This window comes from Pilosibacter sp. NGB245, from assembly GCF_057397225.1.
In genome coordinates this window covers 2,283,831-2,307,838 of sequence record NZ_CM171584.1, presented here as the reverse complement: position 1 = coordinate 2,307,838, position 24,008 = coordinate 2,283,831, and the positions used below count along the sequence as shown (strand labels likewise).

20 protein-coding genes, 1 tRNA gene and 1 other RNA gene are annotated in these 24,008 nt (G+C 50.1%); 20 read left to right on the top strand and 2 right to left on the bottom strand.

Features of this window, described 5'->3' with window-relative positions; all coding sequences use genetic code 11:
- Positions 1-267: 267 nt before the first annotated feature.
- Positions 268-338: transfer RNA gene (locus ACXMYH_RS10485), tRNA-Gly, on the top strand.
- 208 nt (positions 339-546) lie between these two features.
- On the opposite strand, the gene ACXMYH_RS10480 is transcribed toward ACXMYH_RS10485, so the two are convergent.
- On the bottom strand, positions 547-879 hold the full coding sequence (locus tag ACXMYH_RS10480; RefSeq protein ID WP_215703563.1) for a hypothetical protein: 333 nt from the start codon (positions 877-879) through the stop codon (positions 547-549).
- 99 nt (positions 880-978) lie between these two features.
- Positions 979-1,770 (bottom strand): uridine phosphorylase, encoded by a 792-nt coding sequence (udp, locus tag ACXMYH_RS10475; RefSeq protein WP_118532965.1) that lies wholly within the window; start codon positions 1,768-1,770, stop codon positions 979-981.
- A 354-nt stretch (positions 1,771-2,124) separates the two neighbouring features.
- Here udp and ACXMYH_RS10470 point away from each other — a divergent pair, with 354 nt between their 5' ends.
- The 19 genes from ACXMYH_RS10470 (at position 2,125) to ACXMYH_RS10380 (ending at position 23,823) form a co-directional block, all read left to right on the top strand.
- Positions 2,125-3,198, top strand: a complete 1,074-nt coding sequence (locus ACXMYH_RS10470) for a carbamoyl phosphate synthase small subunit (RefSeq protein ID WP_486554848.1) — start codon at positions 2,125-2,127, stop codon at positions 3,196-3,198.
- Positions 3,198-6,398 (top strand): carbamoyl-phosphate synthase large subunit, encoded by a 3,201-nt coding sequence (carB, locus tag ACXMYH_RS10465; RefSeq protein ID WP_329752693.1) that lies wholly within the window; start codon positions 3,198-3,200, stop codon positions 6,396-6,398. Before ACXMYH_RS10470 ends, carB begins: the two co-directional genes overlap by 1 nt.
- 361 nt (positions 6,399-6,759) lie before the next feature.
- Entirely contained in the window at positions 6,760-7,731 is a 972-nt protein-coding gene (locus ACXMYH_RS10460) for a transporter substrate-binding domain-containing protein (protein ID WP_118532975.1), read from the top strand.
- Positions 7,732-7,891: 160 nt separating this feature from the next.
- Positions 7,892-8,581, top strand: coding sequence for an amino acid ABC transporter permease (locus tag ACXMYH_RS10455; RefSeq protein ID WP_118532977.1), 690 nt, complete (start codon positions 7,892-7,894; stop codon positions 8,579-8,581).
- 10 nt (positions 8,582-8,591) lie between these two features.
- Complete coding sequence (locus ACXMYH_RS10450; RefSeq protein WP_117469609.1) at positions 8,592-9,317, top strand: amino acid ABC transporter ATP-binding protein; 726 nt, start codon at positions 8,592-8,594, stop codon at positions 9,315-9,317.
- A gap of 123 nt (positions 9,318-9,440) precedes the next feature.
- Positions 9,441-10,904: a M20 family metallopeptidase gene (locus ACXMYH_RS10445; protein WP_486554847.1), complete on the top strand. Its 1,464-nt coding sequence runs from the start codon at positions 9,441-9,443 to the stop codon at positions 10,902-10,904.
- A gap of 357 nt (positions 10,905-11,261) precedes the next feature.
- Positions 11,262-12,269, top strand: a complete 1,008-nt coding sequence (locus ACXMYH_RS10440; protein ID WP_486554846.1) for a deoxyguanosinetriphosphate triphosphohydrolase — start codon at positions 11,262-11,264, stop codon at positions 12,267-12,269.
- A 28-nt stretch (positions 12,270-12,297) separates the two neighbouring features.
- Entirely contained in the window at positions 12,298-14,064 is a 1,767-nt protein-coding gene (dnaG, locus tag ACXMYH_RS10435) for a DNA primase (RefSeq protein WP_118651548.1), read from the top strand.
- A gap of 24 nt (positions 14,065-14,088) precedes the next feature.
- Positions 14,089-15,213, top strand: coding sequence for an RNA polymerase sigma factor RpoD (rpoD, locus tag ACXMYH_RS10430; protein ID WP_486554845.1), 1,125 nt, complete (start codon positions 14,089-14,091; stop codon positions 15,211-15,213).
- A gap of 26 nt (positions 15,214-15,239) precedes the next feature.
- A complete protein-coding gene (locus ACXMYH_RS10425; RefSeq protein ID WP_486554844.1) occupies positions 15,240-16,037 on the top strand; it encodes a class I SAM-dependent methyltransferase in 798 nt (265 codons plus the stop codon).
- Positions 16,015-16,815, top strand: a complete 801-nt coding sequence (locus tag ACXMYH_RS10420) for a Nif3-like dinuclear metal center hexameric protein (protein ID WP_118532985.1) — start codon at positions 16,015-16,017, stop codon at positions 16,813-16,815. Before ACXMYH_RS10425 ends, ACXMYH_RS10420 begins: the two co-directional genes overlap by 23 nt.
- Before the next feature lie 20 nt (positions 16,816-16,835).
- Positions 16,836-18,491, top strand: coding sequence for a uridine kinase family protein (locus tag ACXMYH_RS10415; protein WP_486554843.1), 1,656 nt, complete (start codon positions 16,836-16,838; stop codon positions 18,489-18,491).
- Between the two features lie 134 nt (positions 18,492-18,625).
- An RNA gene (gene rnpB, locus ACXMYH_RS10410) (RNase P RNA component class A) lies at positions 18,626-18,970 on the top strand.
- A 210-nt stretch (positions 18,971-19,180) separates the two neighbouring features.
- Positions 19,181-19,915, top strand: coding sequence for a hypothetical protein (locus ACXMYH_RS10405; protein WP_118532989.1), 735 nt, complete (start codon positions 19,181-19,183; stop codon positions 19,913-19,915).
- Positions 19,903-20,580, top strand: a complete 678-nt coding sequence (locus ACXMYH_RS10400) for a hypothetical protein (protein WP_486554842.1) — start codon at positions 19,903-19,905, stop codon at positions 20,578-20,580. The genes ACXMYH_RS10405 and ACXMYH_RS10400 overlap by 13 nt, the downstream gene beginning before the upstream one ends.
- 102 nt (positions 20,581-20,682) lie before the next feature.
- On the top strand, positions 20,683-21,420 hold the full coding sequence (locus ACXMYH_RS10395) for an SLC13 family permease (RefSeq protein ID WP_486554841.1): 738 nt from the start codon (positions 20,683-20,685) through the stop codon (positions 21,418-21,420).
- Between the two features lie 268 nt (positions 21,421-21,688).
- On the top strand, positions 21,689-22,129 hold the full coding sequence (gene tnpA, locus ACXMYH_RS10390; protein ID WP_142410931.1) for an IS200/IS605 family transposase: 441 nt from the start codon (positions 21,689-21,691) through the stop codon (positions 22,127-22,129).
- Positions 22,092-23,210 carry an RNA-guided endonuclease TnpB family protein gene (locus tag ACXMYH_RS10385; protein WP_486554840.1) on the top strand — a complete coding sequence of 373 codons (1,119 nt, stop codon included), beginning with the start codon at positions 22,092-22,094 and terminating at the stop codon, positions 23,208-23,210. The genes tnpA and ACXMYH_RS10385 overlap by 38 nt, the downstream gene beginning before the upstream one ends.
- Before the next feature lie 211 nt (positions 23,211-23,421).
- Positions 23,422-23,823, top strand: coding sequence for a hypothetical protein (locus ACXMYH_RS10380; RefSeq protein ID WP_486554839.1), 402 nt, complete (start codon positions 23,422-23,424; stop codon positions 23,821-23,823).
- Positions 23,824-24,008 lie beyond the last annotated feature (185 nt).

The window sequence follows — 24,008 nt, the reverse complement described above, 5'->3', positions numbered from 1 at the left end:
TGGAGACGGGGCAGGATTTTGCCGTCAATCTGTATTAAGGATCGGCAAAATCCACTGCCGCGCTTGTTTTCACGATAGAGAAAGTATGGAGAGTTCCTCCTCTGAAAAAGCCCCGGATTTTCATGGATTGCCGTCCTTTTTTGTAGACAGGAAGCGGCATAAAAAACAATGTTGTCGGAAAAACAGGAACGATTTTCTGTAATTTACCAGAAAAAGCCTTGTGAAATATAAAAAAATGTGCTATGATACACATGTTAAAAAAAGATTGCAGATATGGTTCATCGGTAGAACGCTAGCTTCCCAAGCTGGAAAGGCGGGTTCGATTCCCGTTATCTGCTTTATAGGTAGCAGATTCAGTCCTCTGTTCATTGGAAATCCCAGTGTGCAGAGGCTTGTTTTTATTTAGGCAAACAACGAGCCAAAGTCCGCGCTTGCGCGAGACCTCGACGACTGTCGCGATAACAAGGGGGAAACTTGCAAAGTGTGTTTTCACTTGTTATAAAAAGAACCGGCCACGTGAAAGTGTGTGGCCGGTTCTTTGAGAAATCAGCGTCGGAAACTCAGATTCCCACAGAAATTCGTTCTGCAGCCTGTATTGCAGCCCGTATCGCATCCAATCCCGGAACTGCAGGTGCTGCCGCATGTCTGGTCTGTGCAGCTTGCTCCGAGTATCCGGTACACATCGGCAGCACGGAGATTTGAGATCGCACAGCCGTTCTGCATCCGGATCACGGAAACAGCATAGTTTCCATTGGAAGCGCAGGTGCTTCCGGAAGGAAACGCAGTCTGGCAGGAACGGCCTGCGGCGAAGGACGCGAAAGGCATTGTGAGTGTCATCATGGCGGAAAATGCGAGAACTGCCATCATCTGTTTTTTCATGGTAAAACCTCCTGTTATTTGAAATGTTACAAAAATGTTACAAAACAGATTCTACCATAAAATTCTGCTGACAGAACTGGGAATGGATGGAAAAAAGTCCTACTTCGCAGCGGATGCCGCTTTATCCTTCCGGATCAGCTTCCTCATCGCCTCCACCGCCGTCACGACAGCAGCCTCCGTATCGTAGACCTGGACGTCCTCAAGGCCGAGTTCACGTCTTGTCTGGTTTGCGATCACGAGCATTACGGAGCCGGTGCGGACTCTGCGGACGCTGCCGACGATGAAGAGGGCTGCGGATTCCATCTCGGAGGCGAGGGCGCCGCAGGCGATCCAGGCTTTCCATTTTGAGTTCAGCTCATCGGCGACCGGCATGGAGTCCGGGGAATGCTGACCATAGAAGTTGTCCTTGCACTGGACAACGCCGAGATGATGGCGGTATCCGAGTTCCTCGGAAGCTTCTTTCAGAGCCGCTACGACATCGAAATCCGGGACGGCCGGGTACTCGATCGGTGCGTACTCTTTTGTGGTCCCCTCAAAGCGGATCGCACCGGTCGCGATCACGAGATCCCCGCCAAGAACTTCTTTCTGCATTCCGCCGGAAGTACCGACCCGGATGAAGGTGTCCGCACCGCAGTGGACAAGCTCCTCGACTGCGATGGACGCGGATGGTCCGCCAATTCCGGTGGAGACGACGCTGACTTTCTCGCCGTCAAGATATCCGGTATATGTTGTGTACTCCCGGTTTTGGGCAATCTTTACCGGGTTGTCAAAATGTCTGGCGATCTTTTCACAGCGTCCCGGATCACCCGGAAGGATCACATAGCGTCCGACTTCCCCTGCACTGACGCCGATATGGTATTCTTTTTCTTTTGCATAAACAAGTTTGCTCATAGAACCTCCTTTTTGAGCGGAGCGGAAAAGATCCGGTTTCCGCCGCTGCTCAGAAAAATTCGATTTTTTTCTATTTTAACATTTTGGGATGGGGAAAACAATAGATGATAAAACCGACGGAGGGCAAATGCTTTGTGATGGTGTTTTATGCAGAAACCGGAATTAAGAATGTTCGGCAATCCCTGAAAAATCACCGTGGTTTGCTACTGCTAACTTTCATTTGAAAAAACTTGAAAAAAATCCGCGAAACCAGTTGAAAAATATCGATACTCATGGTAGAATAGTGAAAATTTGGGCTGAGATGAGTATGCCCGGATCAAGCAGCGAAATGAACACATAAGAAAGGGTGGCGTCATGAAAGCATATTTAATACTGGAAGACGGAACCGTGTTTGAAGGAACAAGCATCGGCTCTACCAGAGAAGTGATCAGTGAAATTGTTTTTAACACATCCATGACCGGTTATTTAGAAGTCCTTACCGATCCGTCCTACGCAGGACAGGCAGTGGTAATGACTTATCCGTTAATTGGTAATTACGGTATTTGTAAAGAAGATATGGAATCCGGACAGGCGTGGCCGGATGGTTATATTGTCAGAGAATTATCTAGGATCCCCAGTAATTTCAGAAGTGGGGACACGATTCAGCATTTCTTAGAAGAACAGGATATTCCAGGTATCAGTGGTATCGATACAAGAGCCCTCACAAAGATCTTAAGAGAAAAAGGAACCATGAACGGCATGATCACGACCAACGGATCATTTGATCTCGAGGAAGTGAAAGAGCGGATCAAGGCGTATAAAGTAACAGGCGTTGTATTAAAGACGACCACAAAGGAGAAATATATTCTCCCGGGAACCGGAAAGAAAGTTGCCCTCATGGACTTCGGCGCGAAGAAAAATATCGCGAGAGAGTTAAATAAGAGAGGCTGCGAAGTGACCGTATATCCGGCGGACACTCCGGCGGAGGAAGTATTAAAGACAAATCCGGACGGGATCATGCTGTCAAACGGTCCTGGAGACCCGGCTGAGAACACGGAGATCATCAAAGAAGTCCGCAAGTTCTACGAGTCAGATATCCCGGTATTTGCAATCTGCCTTGGTCACCAGCTCATGGCTCTCGCGACAGGCGCCAATACCTACAAATTAAAATACGGTCACCGCGGCGGCAACCACCCGGTCAAGGACCTTGAGACAGGACGTGTCTACATCTCCTCCCAGAACCATGGATATGCAGTGGACGAGCACAGCCTCGATCCGAAGGTTGCAGTCCAGGCTTTCGTGAATGTAAACGATAAGACAAACGAAGGATTAAAGTACGTGGGCAAGAACATCTTTACCGTTCAGTACCACCCGGAAGCATGCCCGGGACCGCAGGATTCCGGATATCTGTTTGACCGCTTTTTACGCATGATGGAGGAGGAAAGATAATGCCTAAGAATCCAGAGATCAAGAAAGTACTTGTAATCGGTTCCGGTCCGATCGTTATCGGCCAGGCCGCAGAATTTGACTATGCGGGAACACAGGCGTGCCGTTCCTTAAAGGAAGAGGGCATCGAAGTCGTTCTCTTAAACTCCAACCCGGCAACGATCATGACCGATAAGGATATCGCTGATCGCGTTTATATCGAGCCGCTGACAACCGAGGTTGTTGAGCAGCTGATCAAGAAGGAAAAACCGGACAGCGTTCTCCCGACACTGGGCGGTCAGGCCGGCTTAAACCTCGCGATGGAACTCGAGGAAGCAGGCATCTTAAAGGCAAACAACGTGCGCCTCATCGGTACCACAGCCTTGACGATCAAGAAGGCCGAGGATCGTGAGATGTTCAAGGAGACCATGGAAAAGATCGGTGAGCCGGTCGCTCCGTCCGAGATCGTTGAGGATGTACAGACCGGTCTTGCTGTTGCGGAAAAGATCGGATATCCGGTTGTTCTCCGTCCGGCTTATACACTCGGCGGCTCCGGCGGCGGTATCGCCTATGACGCAGAGCAGTGCGCGGAGATCCTTGAAAACGGACTCCGTTTATCCCGTGTCGGCCAGGTTCTTGTAGAGCGCTGCATCGCAGGATGGAAAGAGATCGAGTACGAGGTAATGCGTGATAGTGCCGGCAACGTGATCACCGTCTGCAACATGGAGAATATCGACCCGGTCGGCGTTCACACCGGTGACAGTATCGTTGTTGCTCCGTCCCAGACACTGGGAGATAAAGAGTACCAGATGCTCCGTACCTCCGCTTTAAAGATCATCACAGAGCTCGGCATCACCGGCGGCTGCAACGTACAGTATGCGCTTCACCCGGAGAGCTTCGAGTACTGCGTGATCGAGGTAAACCCGCGTGTCAGCCGTTCCTCCGCACTTGCTTCCAAGGCGACAGGATACCCGATCGCAAAGGTTGCTGCGAAGATCGCTCTCGGCTATACACTGGATGAGATCAAGAATGCCGTTACAAAGAAAACATACGCAAGTTTCGAGCCGATGCTTGACTACGTCGTTGTCAAGATGCCGAGACTTCCGTTCGATAAATTCATCAGCGCGAGCCATCAGCTGGGAACCCAGATGAAGGCGACCGGTGAGGTCATGAGTATCTGCACGAACTTCGAGGGCGGCTTGATGAAGGCGATCCGTTCCCTGGAGCAGCATGTGGATTCCTTAATGTCTTACGACTACAGCGGACTCACCGATGAACAGTTAAAAGAGCAGCTTCACAACGTGGATGACCGCCGGATCTGGGTTATTGCAGAGGCACTCCGCCGCGGTTTCGATTACGAGCTGATCCATGATATCACGAAGATCGATATCTGGTTTATCGATAAATTGATGATCCTCGTTGAGATGGAGAATGCCTTAAAGAAAGCCGGAAAGAACCTCGACGCAGAACTCTTAAAAGAAGCGAAACGCATCGAGTTCCCGGATAACGTGATCGCAAGACTCACAGGTCTCACAGAAGACGAGATCAAGAAGATGCGCCATGACAACAATATCCGCGCAGCTTTCAAGATGGTAGATACCTGCGCGGCTGAGTTCGCGGCAGAGACTCCTTACTACTATTCCTGCTTCGGAAGTGAAAATGAGGCGGAAGGTGAGACTGAGAAGAGAAAAGTCCTCGTTCTCGGCTCCGGCCCGATCCGTATCGGACAGGGTATCGAGTTCGACTTCTGTTCCGTACACAGCACATGGTCGTTTGCAAAAGAAGGTTTTGAGACCATTATCATCAACAACAACCCGGAGACCGTCAGCACAGACTTCGATATCGCAGACAAGCTGTATTTTGAGCCGCTGACACCGGAAGATGTCGAGAGCATCGTCGATATCGAGAAACCGGACGGAGCCGTTGTCCAGTTCGGCGGACAGACAGCGATCAAACTGACCGAGGCCTTAATGAAGATGGGCGTTCCGATCCTTGGAACTGCTGCTGAGGATGTTGACGCGGCAGAGGACAGAGAGCTCTTCGATGAGATTCTTGAGAAATGCCAGATCCCGAGAGCAAAGGGACATACCGTATTCACCGCAGAAGAAGCGAAAAAGGCGGCAAACGAGTTAGGTTACCCGGTACTCGTCCGCCCGTCCTACGTTCTTGGCGGACAGGGCATGCAGATCGCGATCTGTGACGAAGATATCGATGAATTTATCGGCATCATCAACCGGATCGCCCAGGAACACCCGATCCTGGTCGACAAATACATCATGGGTAAGGAGATCGAGGTTGACGCGATCTGCGACGGCACCGACATCCTGATCCCGGGTATCATGGAGCATATCGAGCGTACCGGTATCCATTCCGGTGACAGTATCTCCGTATATCCGGCAAAGAGCATCTCCGAGAACAATAAGAAGACAATCGTGGATTACACCGAGAAGCTTGCGAGAGCACTTCATGTCAAAGGTATGATCAACATCCAGTTCATCGTTGATGGCGAGAATGTTTACATCATTGAAGTAAACCCGCGTTCTTCCAGAACCGTACCGTATATCAGCAAGGTAACAGGAATCCCGATTGTTCCGCTCGCAACCCAGATCATCTGCGGCCACACGATCCGCGAACTCGGCTACACACCGGGCCTTCAGAAAGAGGCAGATTACTATGCAGTGAAGATGCCGGTATTCTCCTTCGAGAAGATCCGCGGCGCTGATATCAGCCTTGGACCGGAGATGAAATCTACAGGTGAGTGTCTTGGTATCGCAAAGACCTTTAATGAAGCTCTTTACAAGGCATTCCAGGGCGCAGGCATCAAGCTTCCGAAGTACAAGAACATGGTCATGACTGTCCGTGATTCCGACAAGGAAGAGATGCTCGACATCGCAGCGAGATTCAAGGCACAGGGATACCGCATCTTCTGTACCGCAGGAACCGCGAAGTACTTCAATGAGCACGGCGTAAAGGTCATTCCGGTAAGAAAGATCGAGCAGGAGTCTCCGAACCTTCTTGACCTGATCCTTGGACATGAGATCGACCTTGTCATCGATATCCCAGCACAGGGCGCAGAGAGAAGCCATGACGGCTTTATCATCCGCCGGAATGCGATCGAGACAGGCGTTACCGTTCTCACTGCGGTCGATACTGCGAGAGCGCTTGTGACAAGTATGGAAAATCGTGCAAAAGAACTTACACTGATCAATATTGCTGAAATCTGATATTGGTAAAAAATAGAAGAGCAGCCCGTTTCACGCTGGAGTGAGATGGGCTGCTTTTTACGTTGCCCCAGCAGCGTATGCCGGAAATGTATGCCGGAAATTTGAAAGAGGTGACGCGCTATGCAAAAAAAAGAAATATTAACGCTTTATCAAGATGAATATATGCATTGATAATGTATAAAACATTGAAAAAACTGCATGAAACAATATAATTATGCACTGAATATTGTATAAAATGCATAATCTGTAAAAAAAACATAAAAAAGTGCTTTACAAAAGAATAATTATACATTATAATGCGTATCAACATCACACATGTGAGACATAGAAAAAGATAGAAACAAAGAGGAGAGGATCGATTATGAAGAAGAACATCGTTTTAGCTATGACAACAGCAGCGGTCATTGCTGCTCTTACAGGATGCGGAAGCTCCAAGACCACTGAGACAACGGCAGCAGCTACAACGGCAGCTGAGACAACAACAGCCGACGCGACAACAGCGGCTGAATCAAAGGAAGCAGATAAGACAGAGGCAGCAGCCGCAGCGGAAGGTTCCTTAAAGGCACTTGAGAATGTAGATCCGAAGGGCCATCTCGGAAAAGTTCTTGCGGCAGGAAAGATCACAATGGGAACATCCCCTGATTTCGCTCCGTGGGAATTCAAGGATGTCAGCAGTGGAACAACCGAGTATGTCGGTGCCGATGTGGAGCTTGCAAAATACATCGCTGAGAAGCTTGGCGTAGAACTTGAGATCAAGCCGATGGAGTTCTCCGCAATCCAGCAGGCAGTTACTTCCGGAAACATTGATATGGGTATCTCCGGCTTCGCTTACACAGATGAGCGTGCAGAGGCTATGGGACTTTCCGAGCGTTATAATGTAAACACGAAGAAAGGTCAGGGCCTTTTAGTTAAGAAGGAACTTGCTTCCCAGTACAATACAGCAGAATCCTTCGCAGGCAAGAAGGTTGCTACCCAGAACGCAACCTTACAGAACAAGCTTGCTACAGAGCAGCTTCCGTCTGACGTTCAGATCCAGTTAGTGACAAATATAACAGACGGTGTTATGATGTTAACAACAGGCAAGGTTGACGCACTCGCTGTATCCGGTGATAACGGTGAATCCCTTGCAAAGACATACGACGATATCGCAATGGCAGATTTCATGTTTGACTATTCAAGTGAAGGTAACGTTATCGCAGTCAAAAAAGGCGATGATGATCTCTTAAATGCGATCAACGAAGTGATCGTTGAAGTTAACGAGAAAGGTCTCTATGAGCAGTGGAGGGAAGAGGCAGTTGCTCTTGCTGATAAGCTCGGTATCGAGACGCACTAATTTCGGAGCGGATCGTTTCGTTCCGTGATGGAAGATCAGCGCAGGACGGAATCGGTTATCACTTCAGGTTACAGAAAATACAGAGCTCGGTCTTTCCGGTGAAAATGCCGGAAAGACCTTTGTCTGTTTTCAAGTTTTATCTACGAAAGGAGTTTTCCAGATGGAGTTTCTTAACGTCATGTTAAAAGTCTGGATGAAGTACTGGAACTTATTCTTACAGGGTCTTGGAATGACACTGTTTATGGGTCTCCTCACCGTCCTCATCAGTACCGTTTTCGGTTCTCTGATGGCACTGATGCGCCGCAGCAACGTGGGCATCGGAAAATTTAAGCCGCTCCGGCTGATCGCTACCGTTTATGTCGAAATTATCCGCGGTACGCCGATCCTGCTGCAGCTATATTTCTTCTACTTTATGCTGCCGACCTGGCTCCCGTTCCTCAACTTAAGCGAGTTTACATGCGTTATGACTGCATGCTGCGTAAACTCTACCGCTTATGTCTGTGAGATCGTCCGCGCAGGTATCCAGGCTGTCGATGTCGGACAGACTGAAGCTGCCCGTTCCCTTGGCTTAAACGCGCGCCAGACCATGATCCATATCGTTCTCCCGCAGGCAGTTAAGAATATTCTTCCGGCACTCTGCAACGAGTTCGTAGCGATCGTCAAGGAGACATCTCTGGCGTCCACGTTCTTTATCGGAGAACTTATGACCCAGTTTAAGACCATCAACGGTCTTACATTCCGTGTACTTGAGCCGTTAACCATCGTTGGTATCATTTACTTCGGCGTGACATTTATCATGTCCAAGCTGATTGCTTTACTGGAGAGGAGGATGAACGCAAGTGAGCGCTAATGAAAAAGAATTGATTCGTGTAGAAGATCTGCATAAATCCTTCGGCAGTCTTCAGGTATTAAAGGGTGTTACCGAGCATGTCAATCATGGCGAGGTCGTTTCTGTTATCGGACCGTCCGGCGGCGGTAAAAGTACATTTTTACGCTGCTTAAACCTTCTTGAGACACCGACATCCGGAAAGATCTATTTCGAGGGAACCGATATTACCGACAAGAATGTGGATATCAACCTGCATCGCCAGAAGATGGGAATGGTATTCCAGCACTTTAATGTATTCAATAATCTTACAGTTGGAAAGAATGTAACGCTCGCCCCGGTCCTTCTCGGAAAGAAAACACAGAAGGAAGCCGACGAGATGATGCGGGAGCTTTTAAACCGCGTTGGTCTTGCGGATAAGGAGAACCAGTTCCCAAAGAAGCTTTCCGGCGGACAAAAACAGCGTCTTGCGATCGTGCGCGCGCTGGCGATGGAACCGGATGTTATGCTTTTTGATGAGCCGACTTCCGCCCTTGATCCGGAGATGGTAGGAGAGGTTCTTCATGTTATCAAGGACCTTGTAAAGACAGGAATGACTACTGTGATCGTAACCCATGAGATGGGATTTGCGAGGGAGGTCTCCGACCGCGTATTCTTTATGGATGGCGGCGTGATCGCGGAGAAAGGCACTCCGGATGAGGTCTTCAATCATCCGCAGAATCCGCGTACACAGGAATTCCTGAGCAAGGTATTGTATTAAAAAGATTGATCTGAAAGCAGCGGGAAAGCTGTTTTGCAGTACGATATGCAGGAACAGGATCCCGCTGAGACAGGATGTGGAAATCCGGTCTTGGCGGGATTTTTTAAGAGAGGAGAATATCACATGTCAGCATCCAAACAGACAGCATTCGACTATATCGATGAAAAAGCCGGCGTGATCACAGACGTATCCGATAAGATCTGGGATTACGCGGAACTTTCTTTAAGAGAGTACAAATCCGGCGATCTCTACGCAAAGGTATTAAAAGAAGAGGGATTCACCGTGGATCACCCATTCGACAATATTGAGACTGCATTCCGCGCCTCCTACGGCTCCGGAAAGCCGGTCATCGGGATCCTTGCCGAGTATGACGCTCTGACAGGCCTTTCCCAGGTCGCAGGCTCAGAGAAGAGAGAAGAACTGGTCGCAGACGGAAACGGCCACGGATGCGGTCACAACCTTCTTGGAGCGGGTTCCATGGCGGCAGCATTTGCAGTTAAAAAGTATCTGGAAGAAAAAGGCGAGGGAAGCGGCAAGGTCGTATTCTACGGCTGCCCGGGCGAGGAAGGCGCTGCGACAAAGGCATTCATGGCGAGAGACGGCGTGTTTGCTGAGTGTGATGCGGCTCTCACCTGGCATCCGGGAAATGTGAACCAGGTCACATCCGGAACCTGCAACACCTGTATCCAGAGCGAGTATAAGTTCACCGGAGTTGCCTCCCATGCAGCCGGTGCACCGGAAAAGGGACGTTCTGCTCTCGATGCGGTGGAGCTCATGAACATCGGCGTCCAGTTCTTAAGAGAGCACATGCCGGACAGCTCCAGGATCCACTACTCGATCACGGATGCCGGCGGAGATTCTCCGAACGTTGTCCAGCCGAGAGCGCAGGTCCTCTACATGGTCCGTTCCATCTGGGTCAAAGATGCCCTGGAGCTTCAGGAGCGGGTTGACCGGATCGCGCTTGCGGCATCCATGATGACGGACACAAAGATGGAGAAAAAGTTCATCGACGGCTGCTCCAACACAGTCCCGAACAAGGTCCTGGAATCCCTGATGTGGGAAAACTTCAATGACCTTGGCGTCTGCCATTACACAGAGGAAGAGTTAAAGTATGCGAAGGCGCTTTACGATTCTGTTGAGATGAAGTCTGCGGATCTTCCGGGAGATGCGACGAAGGACAGCGATGAGATCTACGAGTTTGTGGATGAGAAGTCCAAACATGGCACCGTGCCGATGAATGAGTTCCTTGTTCCGTACCTGTACTCCGAGAAGCCGAGAATGGGCTCCACGGACGTCGGTGATGTGAGCTGGTGCGTTCCGACCGCGCAGATCAACACTTCCACATTCCCGGCACAGGCGCCTGGACATTCCTGGCAGAATGTCTCCTGCGGACGGACATCCATTGCCCACAAGAACATGCTGCTGGCAGGAAAAGTCATCGCAGCGACGGCGATCGATCTCATGGAGAAGCCTAATGTTCTTCAGGCGGCGAAAGATGAGTTCAATAAGAAGATGAAACGCTACGGCGGCTACATCTGCCCGATCCCGAAGGACGCGGTTCCGGTCGTTCCGGGAGAGAAGATGTAATTGTGCAGACGGTTACGAAAACAGAATAGACTGGTCGTAAGTCCGGCCGGACAGATCATGCAGCAGACGTTTGCTGCACAGAGCTGTCCGGCTTTTGTTGGTTTGGCCAATTCCGTAAAATGAAACCATATCTGCAGATTTCGCCAATTTACAGATTTTTTACACATTTTTCAGCGAAAAGATAGGAATCGCGGTTCTAAAACACGCAAAAATGTGGTATAATATAAAAGTATATTTTCAGATAGGAGAACAAATGGTTGCTTTCGGTGGCGGAAATTTTCTGAATTGAAGATTGCGTAAGATGTCGCTGCGGCCGTGGAGCCTGCTGATGTGTTTTCGCGGCAGAAAGGAGCGGATATGAATATCAGGGAAACGATGGAACAATGGGAACGCCGGAATCTCAGCCCGTATGCTGCTCTGAGCAGTGAGACGCTGGGGCGGGACCGCGAGGAAGTCCCCTGCGATGTCCGTCCTGCCTACCAGCGGGACCGTGACCGTATCCTGCACAGCAAGTCATTTCGCCGCCTGAAAGACAAGACACAGGTCTTTCTGGCCCCGGAAGGCGACCACTACCGCACGAGGCTGACGCACACGCTGGAGGTCTCCCAGATCGCCAGGACGATCGCAAAGGCGCTTCGGATGAATGAATCCCTGACGGAGGCGATCGCGCTGGGACATGATCTCGGACATACGCCTTTCGGACATGCCGGCGAGTACATATTAAATGAGATCTGTGAGGACGGTTTCGCCCACTTTAAACAGAGTGTCCGGATCGTGGAGGTCCTGGAGAAAAAAGGACAGGGATTAAACCTCACGAAGGAAGTGCGCGACGGGATCTTAAATCACAGAACGTCAGGAAACCCTGCGACGCTGGAGGGAAAGATCGTCCGCTTCTCTGATAAGATCGCGTACATCAATCATGACATCGATGATGCGATCCGCGGGAAGATCATCACCGAGAAAGATATCCCCAGAGAGTTTGCGGATGTCCTCGGTGATACGGTAAAGGACCGCCTGAATATCATGATCCATGATATCATCAACAACAGCATGGACAAGCCGTCGATCTTCATGTCTCCGGATGTGGAGCGGGCGATGCGCGGGATGAGAGAGTGGATGTTCGAGCATGTCTACCGGAATCCGGCCGCAAAAGGCGAGGAGGGAAGAGCGCAGCAGCTGATCGTGACGCTCTATGAATATTATCTGAAACATGTGGACGAGCTTCCGGAGGAATTCCGGATGATGATGGAGACCCGCGGTGAGAAGAAAGAGCGGGTCGTCTGCGATTATATTGCCGGGATGAGCGACGGATACGCGATCGACCGGTTTGAGGAATTATTTGTGCCGAAGGCATGGAAGATATAAAAAATACGCATTGTGGGAGGGATGAAACGTGTATTATCCGGAAGAAGTGATCGAGGAGGTACGGACGAGGAATGATATCGTGGATATCGTGTCCCAGTATGTAAATCTGAAGAAAAAGGGTGCAAACTATTTCGGCCTGTGCCCGTTTCATAACGAGAAATCCCCGTCGTTTTCTGTCTCCCCATCGAAGCAGATGTACTACTGTTTTGGCTGCGGAGCAGGAGGAAACGTGATCTCCTTCGTGATGGAATATGAAAATTATACTTTTGTGGAGGCCGTGAAGATGCTGGCGGACCGCGCCGGGATCGCACTGCCGGAGATGGAATATTCGAAGGAAGCAAAGGCCCAGGCAAGCTTAAAAAATACGCTCCTGGAGATCAACCGCCTTGCCGCAAATTTCTTTTATTACCAGCTAAAGCAGCCATCCGGCAAGATCGGATATGATTACCTGAAGGAAAAGCGGCGGCTGAGCGATGATACGATCCGCCATTTCGGACTTGGATATTCCAGCAAAGTGCCGGATGATCTGTACCGGTATATGCGATCGAAAGGGTATCACGATGATATCTTAAAAGAGACAGGCCTCTTCTTTATTGATGAGCGCGGGGCAAGGGATAAGTTCTGGAACCGCGTTATGTTCCCGATCCTGGACGTCAACAACCGCGTCATCGGCTTCGGCGGACGTGTGATGGGGGATGGGGAGCCGAAGTATTTAAACTCCCCGGAGACGAAGATCTTCGATAAGAGCCGGAATCTTTATGGATTGAACTTCGCAAGAACGTCCAGGGCGAAATATATGCTGGTCTGCGAGGGATATGTCGATGTGATCGCGATGCACCAGGCGGGTTTTACGAATGCCGTGGCGTCCTTAGGGACCGCATTTACGTCCCAGCACGCGATGCTGTTAAAGCGATATACGGATCAGGTGATCCTGACTTACGACAGCGACGGAGCTGGCGTGAAAGCGGCGCTCCGGGCGATCCCGATCCTGAAAGAAGTCGGGATGTCCATCAAGGTTTTAAACATGAAGCCGTATAAAGATCCGGATGAGTTTATCAAGAACCTCGGAAAAGAGGAGTTCCAGAAGCGGATCGACAACGCAGTCGGGAGTTTCATGTTCGAGATCTCGGTGATCCGGAACCAGTACAACATGCAGGATCCGGAGTCAAAGACAGGATTTTATAATGCCGTCGCGAAGAAGCTGCTGGAATTCCCGGAAAAGCTTGAGAGGGATAACTATACGGAAGCCGTCGCAAGGGAGTATATGATCCCGGAGGCAGACCTCAAAAATCTCGTGAATTCCATGGGCGGACTCATCGGAGTGACGACAAGAGAGCGCGAGTATGACAAAGAGCGGATCCGACAGAAAAAGGAGAAGGAGGACGGGATCCGGAAGTCCCAGCGACTGCTCCTCACATGGCTCATCGAGCGGCCGGAGCTGTTCGAAAAGATCCGCGGCATCATCACGCCGGAGGATTTCGATGATGAACTCTATCGGGAAGCAGCGTCCATGGTGTTTGAGGAATATGAAAAAACAGGAAGCGTGAACCCTGCCCAGATCCTGAATCATTTCATCGAGGGCGAGGAACAATACAGGGAAGTAGCTGCCCTGTTCCATGCGACACTCAGTGAATCCTTAAATAATGAGGAGCAGAGGAGAGCGTTTTCCGAGACAGTCAAAAAGATCAAGAAACACAGTCTGGATGTGAAGGGAAAGACTGCAGATATCAGAGAATTACAGGAAATTATCAGGCAGCAGTCGGAACTTGCTGCCCTGAATATCACACTGGACTAGAATCCAGCCGGGAAGGATGGAATTATGGAGGAAAAGACACTTACATTTGACGAGAAGCTATCAAAACTTCTGGAACTCGCAAAGAGCAAAAAGAATGTCCTGGAAGAGAGGGACATTCACGATGCGTTCGCGGGGGAAGAACTGACACCTGAGAAGCTGGACCGCATATATGACTTCCTGGATAAAAAGCATGTTGATGTTTTAAAAATGTCAAACGATGACGATATGGATCCGGATCTGTTCACAGAGGATGAAGATCCGGACCCGGAGGATGAGATCGATATGGAACATATCGACCTCTCAGTTCCGGAAGGAGTCAGCGTGGATGACCCTGTCCGGATGTATTTAAAGGAGATTGGGAAAGTGCCGTTGCTCTCCCCGGATGAGGAGATCGAGCTGGCAAAGAAGATCGAGCTTGGGGATGAGGCGGCGAAAAAGAAGCTCGCCGAGGCCAATTTACGTCTTGTGGTCAGCATCGCAAAGCGCTATGTGGGACGCGGGATGCAGCTTCTGGACCTGATCCAGGAGGGAAATCTCGGACTCATCAAGGCCGTGGAAAAGTTTGATTACCGGAAGGGATACAAGTTCAGCACTTACGCGACCTGGTGGATCCGTCAGGCGATCACCCGCGCGATCGCGGACCAGGCGAGAACGATCCGGATCCCGGTCCATATGGTCGAGACGATTAACCGGCTTGTGAGAACACAGCGCCAGCTGGTACAGAAACTCGGAAGAGAGGCAACGCCGGAGGAGCTTGCGAAAGAGCTCGATATGCCGGTAGACCGCGTGAGAGAGATCATGAAGATCTCCCAGGATCCGGTGTCCCTGGAGACGCCGATCGGTGAGGAGGAGGACAGCCATCTTGGAGATTTTATCCAGGATGACAACGTGGAAGTGCCGGCGGATGCCGCGACGTACACACTGCTCCATGAACAGCTGATGGAGGTCCTTTCAACGCTCACGGAGCGGGAGCAGAAGGTCCTGCGGCTGCGGTTTGGTCTGGATGACGGGAGACCGAGGACGCTGGAGGAGGTCGGAAGACAGTTCAATGTGACGAGGGAGCGGATCCGGCAGATCGAGGCGAAGGCACTCCGGAAACTGCGCCATCCGAGCAGAAGCAAGGTTTTAAAGGATTATCTGGACGAATAAGCGAAAAAAAGAATGGAGAAACATATATGAAATTATCAGAACGCCTGGAGATGGTGCTCTCGTTCGTGGAAACGGGAGAATCCGCGGCAGACGTTGGGACGGACCACGGGCATGTGCCGGTGGAACTTGTCCGGAGAGGAATCGTAAAAAAGGCAGTTGCGATGGATGTGCGGAAGGGACCGCTTTCCCGTGCAGCGGAGAATATTGCGCTCGCAGGACTTTCGGAGAAGATCGCGACAAGACTCTCAGACGGGGTGGCAAAGCTGCTTCCCGGGGAGGCGGACTCGGTCGTGATCGCCGGAATGGGCGGTGAGCTGATCATTAAGATCCTGGAGAACGGAAGGCACATGTGGGATTCCGTGTCCCAGTGGGTGTTGTCCCCGCAGTCGGAGATCTTTAAGGTCCGCAGATGGCTTCTGGAAAACGGGTTTGAGATCCGCAGGGAAGATATGCTCTTAGAGGACGGGAAGTATTATACGGTGATGGATGTCCGAAGAAGAGGCTCCGGTGACGCTGATCAGGCGGCAGATGCTCTGAAAGGTGCAGATCAGGCAGATGGGAATGCGCAGGATGCAGCTTCCGCCAGTGGGCTTTCCGGACTTTCTGAGGACAGCCGGATGCTCTACGGGGATTATCTGATCCGGACGAAAAATTCGGTGCTTCTTACATATCTGAAAGAGGAAGAGGAAAAGCTCGCTCGTTTTATCGGGGATCTTTCCGCAAAGGCCGGTTCTTCGGAGCGGGCGGCTGAACGTCTTTCGGAGTTAAAAGTACAGTTGAGGGAAAATCAGGAGGTACAGCATGAAATGCAGGGAGATCATTGAGATTTTAGAGACGCTTGCGCCGAAGTCCTGTGCCTGTGACTGGGACAATCCGGGACTTCTTGCTGGGCGTATGGATAAGGATGTAAAGAAGATCCTGCTGACACTGGACGCGGACGATGCGGCGGTGGAGCGGGCGAAAGAGATCGGTGCGGATATGCTTTTGAGTCATCATCCGCTGATCTTTAAGCCGGTGAAGCATGTTTCCGATGAGGATTTTATCGGAAGACGTCTTGTCTCCCTGATCCAGGCGGATGTGTCCTATTATGCGATGCACACGAATTTTGACTCGGCTCCGGGATGTATGGCGGATATTGTCGCGGACCGGCTGAATTTTGTGGATCAGAAGCCGCTGGAGCTTATGGGAGAGCTTTCGGGAACTGCTTATGGAATCGGAAAGACCGGAACTTTGAAGAAGCCGATGACGGGGCCGGAGCTTGCGAGAGAAGTGAAGAACCGGTTTGGACTGCCGTTTGTCACGGTCTACGGGAGTGAGCTTTATGAGAATGAGCCGGTGACGAGAGCGGCGACTTGTCCGGGTGCCGGAGGAAGTGAGATCCGGGAGGCGCTTCGGGCAGGAGCGCAGGTGTTTATTACCGGGGATATCAGTCACCATGAGGGAATCGATGCGGCGGCCCAGGGGATGATGATCATTGATGCGGGGCATTATGGGCTGGAGCATGTGTTTATGGACTTTATGGAGGGATTTTTGCGGGATAAATTGCCGGAGGAAGTTGCGATCAAGAAGATGGCGGTGAAGTTTCCGGCGGTGGTGATATAGGATGGATTGGAGGCGGTTTTATGGCAGTTGTGAAGGCGAATGGAATCGGGAAGGTTTATCCGGAGGGGACTACATATCTGGAAATCGCGAGGGATTTTCAGGATCAGTATGAGAATGACATTCTGCTTGTGAGAGTGAATGGAAAGCTCAGGGAGCTGGATAAGACTCTGACGGAGGATTCGGAGATTTCGTTTATCACGGCGGAGGGGAATGCCGGGTATAAGACATATGAGCGCAGTGCGATCTTTCTGATGCTGAAGGCGTTTTATGAGGTAGTCCAGAGAGAGAAGATCAGGAAGATCCAGATCGATTTTGCGCTCGGAAACGGAATTTACGGGGAGCTTGTCGGGGATGTCCCGGTGGATGAGAAGCTGCTTTTAAAGGTAAAGGCGCAGATGGAGAAGCTGCGGGATGCGGCAATCCCGGTCAAGAAGCGGAGCATCAACACGGATGATGCGGTGGAGCTGTTCGGGAAGCATGGGATGCATGATAAGGAGCAGCTGTTCCAGTACCGGCGGGCATCGCGGGTGAATATTTACAGTATCGGAGAGTTTGAGGACTATTTTTACGGGTATATGGTCCCGGACACGAGTTATGTGAAGTATTTTGATCTGGTGCCGTGCCATGCGGGATTTCTGCTGCTGCTTCCGGTGAAATCGGATCCGAAGCATGTGGAGCATCCGGCGGTCAGGGAGAAGCTGTTCTCGATCCTTCATTCATCGTATCGCTGGAGTGACAGTCTTGAGGTCCCGAATGTCGGTGCTCTGAATAAGATGATCGCGGACGGGAAGGGACAGGATCTGATCCTGATGCAGGAGGCACTCCAGGAGAAGAATATCGGTCAGGTTGCGGAACAGGCCGTGAAGGATCCGGACCGCAGGATCGTGATGATCGCAGGACCGTCTTCTTCGGGAAAAACAACATTCAGCCACCGGCTTTCGACGCAGTTTGCAGCGCTCGGATATAATCCGCATCCTATCTCCGTGGACAATTATTTCCGCAACCGGGAAGAGTATCCGCTCGATGAGAACGGACAGCCGGATTTTGAGGCGCTCGGGTGTGTGGATATTCCGCAGTTTAATGAGGATATGAACGCTCTGCTCTCCGGCAAGACCATCGAACTTCCACGGTTTAACTTTAAGACCGGTAAGAGGGAATACAAAGGCGAAATGCTGAAGCTTGGAAAGAAGGATATTCTCGTCATCGAGGGCATCCACTGCCTGAATGACGCGATGTCCTCAGAACTTCCGAAGGACAGTAAATTTAAGATCTACATTAGCGCCCTGACCCAGTTGAATGTGGATGAGCACAACCGGATCCCGACAACTGACGGACGACTGATCCGCCGGATGGTGCGGGACGCGAGAACAAGAGGAACCTCCGCGTTAGAGACGATCGAGCGCTGGCCGTCGGTGCGCCGCGGCGAGGACAAGAATATCTTCCCGTACCAGGAGAGCGCCGATGTGATGTTTAACTCCGCGCTTGTGTATGAGCTTGCGGTATTGAAGCTCTATGCGGAACCGCTACTCTTCAATATCCCGAGAGACCGGGAAGAGTATGATGAGGCGAAGCGGCTCCTCAAATTCCTGGATTATTTCCTTGCCATCGACAGTGATGTGATCCCGAAGACTTCGATTCTCAGGGAGTTTATCGGGGGAAGCTGCCTAAACGTGTAGTTGTATCCGCTTTTTCTGTGGCATTTTCATATGAGTGTGCATCCATATGGACATTATCTGTAAAAGCCGTAACGAAAAAAATATAAACACACGTCTGGACATCAAAATAAATATATGCTAAAATAAACAAGTTCTGAGTAGGACAGATGGTCGCTGCTGCAGTTCTAAGGGATGCAGGAGAGGAAAGTCCGGGCTTCAAAGGGCAGGGTGCCGGATAACGTCCGGCGAAGGCGACTTCAGAGACAGTGCAACAGAAATAAACCGCATGGAAACATGTAAGGGTGGAAAGGCAGTGTAAGAGACTACCGCCTCACTGGTAACAGGGAGGGCACATGCAAACCTCACTCGAAGCAAGGCCAAACAGGAAGCATAAGGCGGCCCGTCTGCTTCCGGGTAGGCCGCTTGAGCCGTCCGGTGACGGACGGTCTAGATAGATGACCATCCAACGACATAACCCGGCTTATCGTCTTGCTCAGAATTGAATAAGAAATTAAGACCGTCTTTTGAAACTTAGCGGAAACGCGAGGTTTTGGAAGGCGGTCTTTTTATGTCTAAACAATGAAAAAAAGTTATGCAATTAGATAAATAAACGAAATTTTACTTTATGATAGCCGGATGATATGATGAATTCAGAAAGAGAAATGGTTGATCAGTCAGACAGGATCATACACAGGGAAAGGATGAAAATTATGGGATTCTGGAAGAAAGCAAAAACTGCCGATACTCCCGGAACATGGGAAGGGACGGAAAAATACGGACCAGTGAAACTTGCGTCGGTGGATTTCCGCGACGGTCAGCAGTCTGTAATCGCAACGAGAATGAGAACGGAGGACATGCTTCCGATCCTGGAGCAGATGGATGACTTCGGATACGAATGCATCGAGATGTGGGGAGGAGCAACATTCGACTCCTGCATCCGCTATCTGAATGAAGATCCGTGGGAGCGCCTGAAGGCATTCAAGAGAGTCTGTAAAAAAACACCGCTGCGCATGCTGCTCCGCGGTCAGAATCTTTTAGGCTATACTCCGTATCCGGATGATGTGGTCGAGAGATTCGTGACAAAGACGGCTGAGGATGGAATGGATATCTTCCTGATCTTTGACGGCTTAAACGATATCAGAAACTGTGCATGTGCTGCGAAGGCAGCGCTAAAAGCCGGAAAACGCGTGGAAGGAAATATTCAGTTTACTTCCAGCCCGGTACACACTGTTGAATCGTTTGTACAGACAGCAAAAGATTATGTGAATATCGGAGCGACCGCAGTCCACCTGGAAGATATGGGCGGTATGATCGATCCGACGACGGCGGCAAAGACAGTGGCAGCTGTGAAAAAAGCCGTCAAAATGGATTTGGAAAAGCAAAACCGGAGACAGAGATCGTTTACGGTCCGTCCATCAAAGACTGGCCGAAGATGCCGGCACTGACCGAGAACCTTCTTCTTCAGGTTGCCAGCGTGATCCGCGATGAGGTGACAACAACGGATGAGCTGATCCCGTCCGGTGAGACAGCTTCCTACCGTTCCAACCCGTACAAGATCTCTGAGTTCACCCTGATCCGGAAGGATCCGCAGTATGTGGGACGCGCGAAAGCCGCACAGGAGTTCGAGAAGGCGAGAGTTGCAGGCGATAAGGAGAAAGCAGGAACCTTCTATCAGGTACTCAAGGCGGTCGGTGTTGACACTCCGGTCGAGGAACTCATGAAGACAACCGGGATCGGATCTGTCCTCTACGCAAAGAGACCGGGCGATGGTTCTGCGAGAGAGTACGCGGCAAGCTGCCAGAAAGTACTCGGTGGACTTGCAAACATCTGCATCGAGTATGCGACAAAGAGATACCGCAGCAACTGCGTCAACTGGGGAATTCTGCCGTTCACATGTCCGGAAAAAGAGATCGTTCTTGAGCCGGGTGAGTACCTGTATCTTCCGGGAATCCGCAAAGCAGTGGAAGACGGTGCGACAAGATTTACGGCAAAAGTGATCGGAAAAGACGGCGCAATCCGCGACCTTGAGTTAGAGCTGAACGGCGTAACCGAGGCAGAGAAGAAGGTTCTTTTAGCGGGAAGCCTGATCAATTCCTATAAGGAAGCGTAAATATTAAAATAATACAATACTGCCGGTCCGGTCAGCGTGAAATTGCGCGCTGACCGCGGGCTGGAAAAACAGGGGTATCACGAATATTTGGAGGTATTACATATGAAACTGGCAATCATCGGCTTTGTACTCATGATCGTCTTAATGTACGTGCTCATTCGGGAAAAGATGGCTCCGCCTGTGGCATTCATCCTTCTCCCACTGATCGCAGCGGCATGTGCAGGATTCGGAATGGAAGATATCGCGGGTTTTGTGAAAACAGGTATGAATTCCATGTTAAGCACAGCGATCCTGTTCGTCTTTTCTATCTCATATTTCACATTGATGTCCGATAAAGGACTTTTTGATCCGATCATCAATTTCCTGATCAAAAAAGCGGGAACGAATGTGACAACGATCCTCGTTGCGGCAGTGCTCACAACCTTCGTCGCACACTTAGACGGATCCGGCGCGACTACATTCTTAATCGTAGTTCCGGCGTTCTTACCGATCTGCAAGGAGATGGGAATCCGCCCGAAGGCTCTGCTCGGCGCAATGTGCGGCGCTTACGGCGTGATGAACATCGTTCCGTGGGGCGGTCCGACGATGCGTGCAGCGAGTGTTGCAGGTGTGGAAGCCGGTGATCTCTACAGTTTTATCATTCCGGGAATCGCATGTCTGGTTCTCATGGCATTTGTGATCGTATTTGTAGTTGCCATGATCGAAAAGAAAAACGGCGCCGGAAATGCGGCAAAGATCGAGTCCGAACAGAAAAAGGCAGAGGAGAAGAAGGTAACCTATGACGCCATCTACTGGTTTAACAAGAATCAGCAAGAATTCTCCCACCTCTATAGGTGGTGAGATGAATTGCTATCTCTTGCATAGTGCCATAGTTGGCATGTAAATATCAGATTATTGCACATAGTTGTGCTGTGTGTTGTAAACTTCTCATATATTGATTTTTGCAGTCGTGCTATATCATCAATCCTGCATACAATGAATAAGCCTGAAGCCTGAAGGGAAAATAGATTGCAGATCAAACAGAACAAATGTTCTGGAATGTAATAGACAAATGATTTCATTTGTGATATAATTAAATCAGTCGAAATAGAAAGAAAGGCTGATAAATATGAGAGAACTTGACAATAATGCACATTCAGTATTTTTACTCTATTATCATCTGATTCTGGTCGTAAAGTACCGGAAAAAGGTCCTGAATGATCCGATCTCGGATCGCGCACGAGAAATCTTTGAATACATTGCGCCCAAATATCATATCACCCTGGAAGAGTGGAATCACGATGAGGACCATGTTCATATCATGTTCCGTGCCCATCCGAAGTCGGAACTCAGTAAATTTATCAATGCCTATAAAAGTGCCAGCAGCCGTCTGATCAAAAAAGAGTATCCGGAGATCCGGCAGAAGCTCTGGAAGGAAATGTTCTGGAGTCAGAGCTTCTGCCTCCTGAGTGCCGGCGGAGCTCCGATCGAAGTGATCCGTCAGTACATCGAGACACAGGGGGAGAAAAAATATGAACGTAGTATACCGGTTTCGGATCTATCCCAATAAAATACAGCAGGAACTGTTTGCAAAAACATTTGGATGTGTCAGGTTCGTATATAACCGGATGCTGGCAGAAAAGAAGGAATGTTATGAAAAGACCGGAAAAAATCTGAAGGTTACTCCGGCAAAATATAAGGCAGAATTTCCATGGCTAAAAGAAGTGGACAGCCTTGCTCTGTGCAATGCCCAGCTGCATCTGCAGACTGCTTATAAAAACTTTTTCCGGGATCCATCGTTTGGTTTTCCGAAATTCAAGTCAAAAAAGAATCCTGTTAAAAGCTATACCACAAACAGTGTCAATGGAAATATCCTGTTAAAAGAGGGGAAGCTGAAGCTCCCAAAGGCAGGCTGGATCCGGATCCGGCAGCATCGTAAGATCCGGGGAGATGCCTGCCTGAAAGGCGCAACCGTCTGTCTGGAAGCTGATGGGCGGTATTATGTTTCTCTTCTGTATTTTTGTGAAGAAAAGCCGGTGGAAACAAGGAACATAAGGCAGGCCGTCGGACTCGATTTTTCCATGAAAGAACTATATGTAGATTCCAATGGAAAACATGCAGGTTATCCGCACTATTTCAGAAACAGCGAGGAAAAACTGGCGAAAGCGCAGAGAAAACTGAGCCATTGCCGGAAAGAAAGCAATCGTTATAAAAAACAGCAGAAAAAAGTGGCGCGGATCCATACGCATATCGCTCACCAGAGAAAAGATTATTTGCATAAGGAATCAAGAAAGATAACCAATTTCTATGATATCGTATGTATTGAAGATCTGGATCTGAAGACGATGAGTGGGGAACATCATTTTGGAAAAAGTGTCCATGATAACGGCTGGAGAATGTTCACAGATTTTTTGCAGTATAAACTGGAACGGGAAGGGAAGAAACTTGTCCGCATCGACCGCTGGTATCCCAGTTCCAGAATATGCAGCTGTTGTGGAAAAATAAAACATGATCTGAAACTGGAAGATCGGGTATATCTTTGCAGCTGCGGAAACCGGATGGATCGTGATGAAAATGCGGCAGTCAACATCTGCAGGGAAGGTCTGAGAATGTCCGGGATCATATTGGAAAAGAGCGAAAAAGCATCATAAAAAGATATCAGCCAAAAAGAACCGTGGGACACACGGGGATCGCTCGTGAATGCTTTGCCCAACGGGGCAATCGAACGAGAAGCCCCCACTTCAAGCGTGAGCTAAGTGGTGGGAGTATGTCACAAGCGTCAAGGAACAGAGCAAAAAGATCAAAGAGTACGGCTCCAATGCCATGGTCATGACTGTCACCTTATTTGCTGTCGGAATCTTCATGGGAGTTATCAAGGACTCCGGCATGGTGGAAGCGATGGCAGAGACGATCGTCAATGCACTTCCGGCAGCGATCGCACCGCACATGCACTGGTTCATGGCACTCTTCTCCGTACCGCTCCTGATGATCCTTGGAACGGATGCCTTCTACTACGCACTTCTCCCGATCATTATCGGCGTAGTACAGCCGTTCGGCATCACGCCGGAAACGGTAGCGGCAACCTTCCTTTTATCAGCCACAATGGCAACTCCGATCAGCCCGTCCGTTGCAGCAGTGTACGTGGGCCTCGGTCTTGCAGACGTCTCCATCAGCGAGCATATCCGCTACTCCCTGCGCCTTGTATGGCCGGCGAGCATTGCGGTACTGATCTTATCAACGCTGATTGGCGTGATCCAGTTCTAAGAAAAAAGACCACCCTGTCTGGCTGAAAAGCCGGATGGAGGTGGTCTTTTTTTATGTAACAGGAAATCCCGAGGAATTTCCTGTTACATAAAAAGGCACTGACGTGCCAAAGATGCGCACTCGCGCGAAGATGTAGACTGTCGCAAGCGACCGCGGGAGGCGCGAGAATATGCCGAGGCACATTC

What these genes read in the sequence shown, in the direction of transcription:
- ACXMYH_RS10480 (WP_215703563.1), bottom strand. Translation starts at nt 879, where the DNA reads ATGAAAAAACAGATGATGGCAGTTCTCGCATTTTCCGCCATGATGACA.
- udp (WP_118532965.1), bottom strand. Translation starts at nt 1,770, where the DNA reads ATGAGCAAACTTGTTTATGCAAAAGAAAAAGAATACCATATCGGCGTC.
- ACXMYH_RS10470 (WP_486554848.1), top strand. Translation starts at nt 2,125, where the DNA reads ATGAAAGCATATTTAATACTGGAAGACGGAACCGTGTTTGAAGGAACA.
- carB (WP_329752693.1), top strand. Translation starts at nt 3,198, where the DNA reads ATGCCTAAGAATCCAGAGATCAAGAAAGTACTTGTAATCGGTTCCGGT.
- ACXMYH_RS10460 (WP_118532975.1), top strand. Translation starts at nt 6,760, where the DNA reads ATGAAGAAGAACATCGTTTTAGCTATGACAACAGCAGCGGTCATTGCT.
- ACXMYH_RS10455 (WP_118532977.1), top strand. Translation starts at nt 7,892, where the DNA reads ATGGAGTTTCTTAACGTCATGTTAAAAGTCTGGATGAAGTACTGGAAC.
- ACXMYH_RS10445 (WP_486554847.1), top strand. Translation starts at nt 9,441, where the DNA reads ATGTCAGCATCCAAACAGACAGCATTCGACTATATCGATGAAAAAGCC.
- ACXMYH_RS10440 (WP_486554846.1), top strand. Translation starts at nt 11,262, where the DNA reads ATGAATATCAGGGAAACGATGGAACAATGGGAACGCCGGAATCTCAGC.
- rpoD (WP_486554845.1), top strand. Translation starts at nt 14,089, where the DNA reads ATGGAGGAAAAGACACTTACATTTGACGAGAAGCTATCAAAACTTCTG.
- ACXMYH_RS10425 (WP_486554844.1), top strand. Translation starts at nt 15,240, where the DNA reads ATGAAATTATCAGAACGCCTGGAGATGGTGCTCTCGTTCGTGGAAACG.
- ACXMYH_RS10420 (WP_118532985.1), top strand. Translation starts at nt 16,015, where the DNA reads ATGAAATGCAGGGAGATCATTGAGATTTTAGAGACGCTTGCGCCGAAG.
- ACXMYH_RS10415 (WP_486554843.1), top strand. Translation starts at nt 16,836, where the DNA reads ATGGCAGTTGTGAAGGCGAATGGAATCGGGAAGGTTTATCCGGAGGGG.
- ACXMYH_RS10405 (WP_118532989.1), top strand. Translation starts at nt 19,181, where the DNA reads ATGGGATTCTGGAAGAAAGCAAAAACTGCCGATACTCCCGGAACATGG.
- ACXMYH_RS10400 (WP_486554842.1), top strand. Translation starts at nt 19,903, where the DNA reads ATGCCGGCACTGACCGAGAACCTTCTTCTTCAGGTTGCCAGCGTGATC.
- ACXMYH_RS10395 (WP_486554841.1), top strand. Translation starts at nt 20,683, where the DNA reads ATGAAACTGGCAATCATCGGCTTTGTACTCATGATCGTCTTAATGTAC.
- tnpA (WP_142410931.1), top strand. Translation starts at nt 21,689, where the DNA reads ATGAGAGAACTTGACAATAATGCACATTCAGTATTTTTACTCTATTAT.
- ACXMYH_RS10385 (WP_486554840.1), top strand. Translation starts at nt 22,092, where the DNA reads ATGAACGTAGTATACCGGTTTCGGATCTATCCCAATAAAATACAGCAG.
- ACXMYH_RS10380 (WP_486554839.1), top strand. Translation starts at nt 23,422, where the DNA reads ATGGGAGTTATCAAGGACTCCGGCATGGTGGAAGCGATGGCAGAGACG.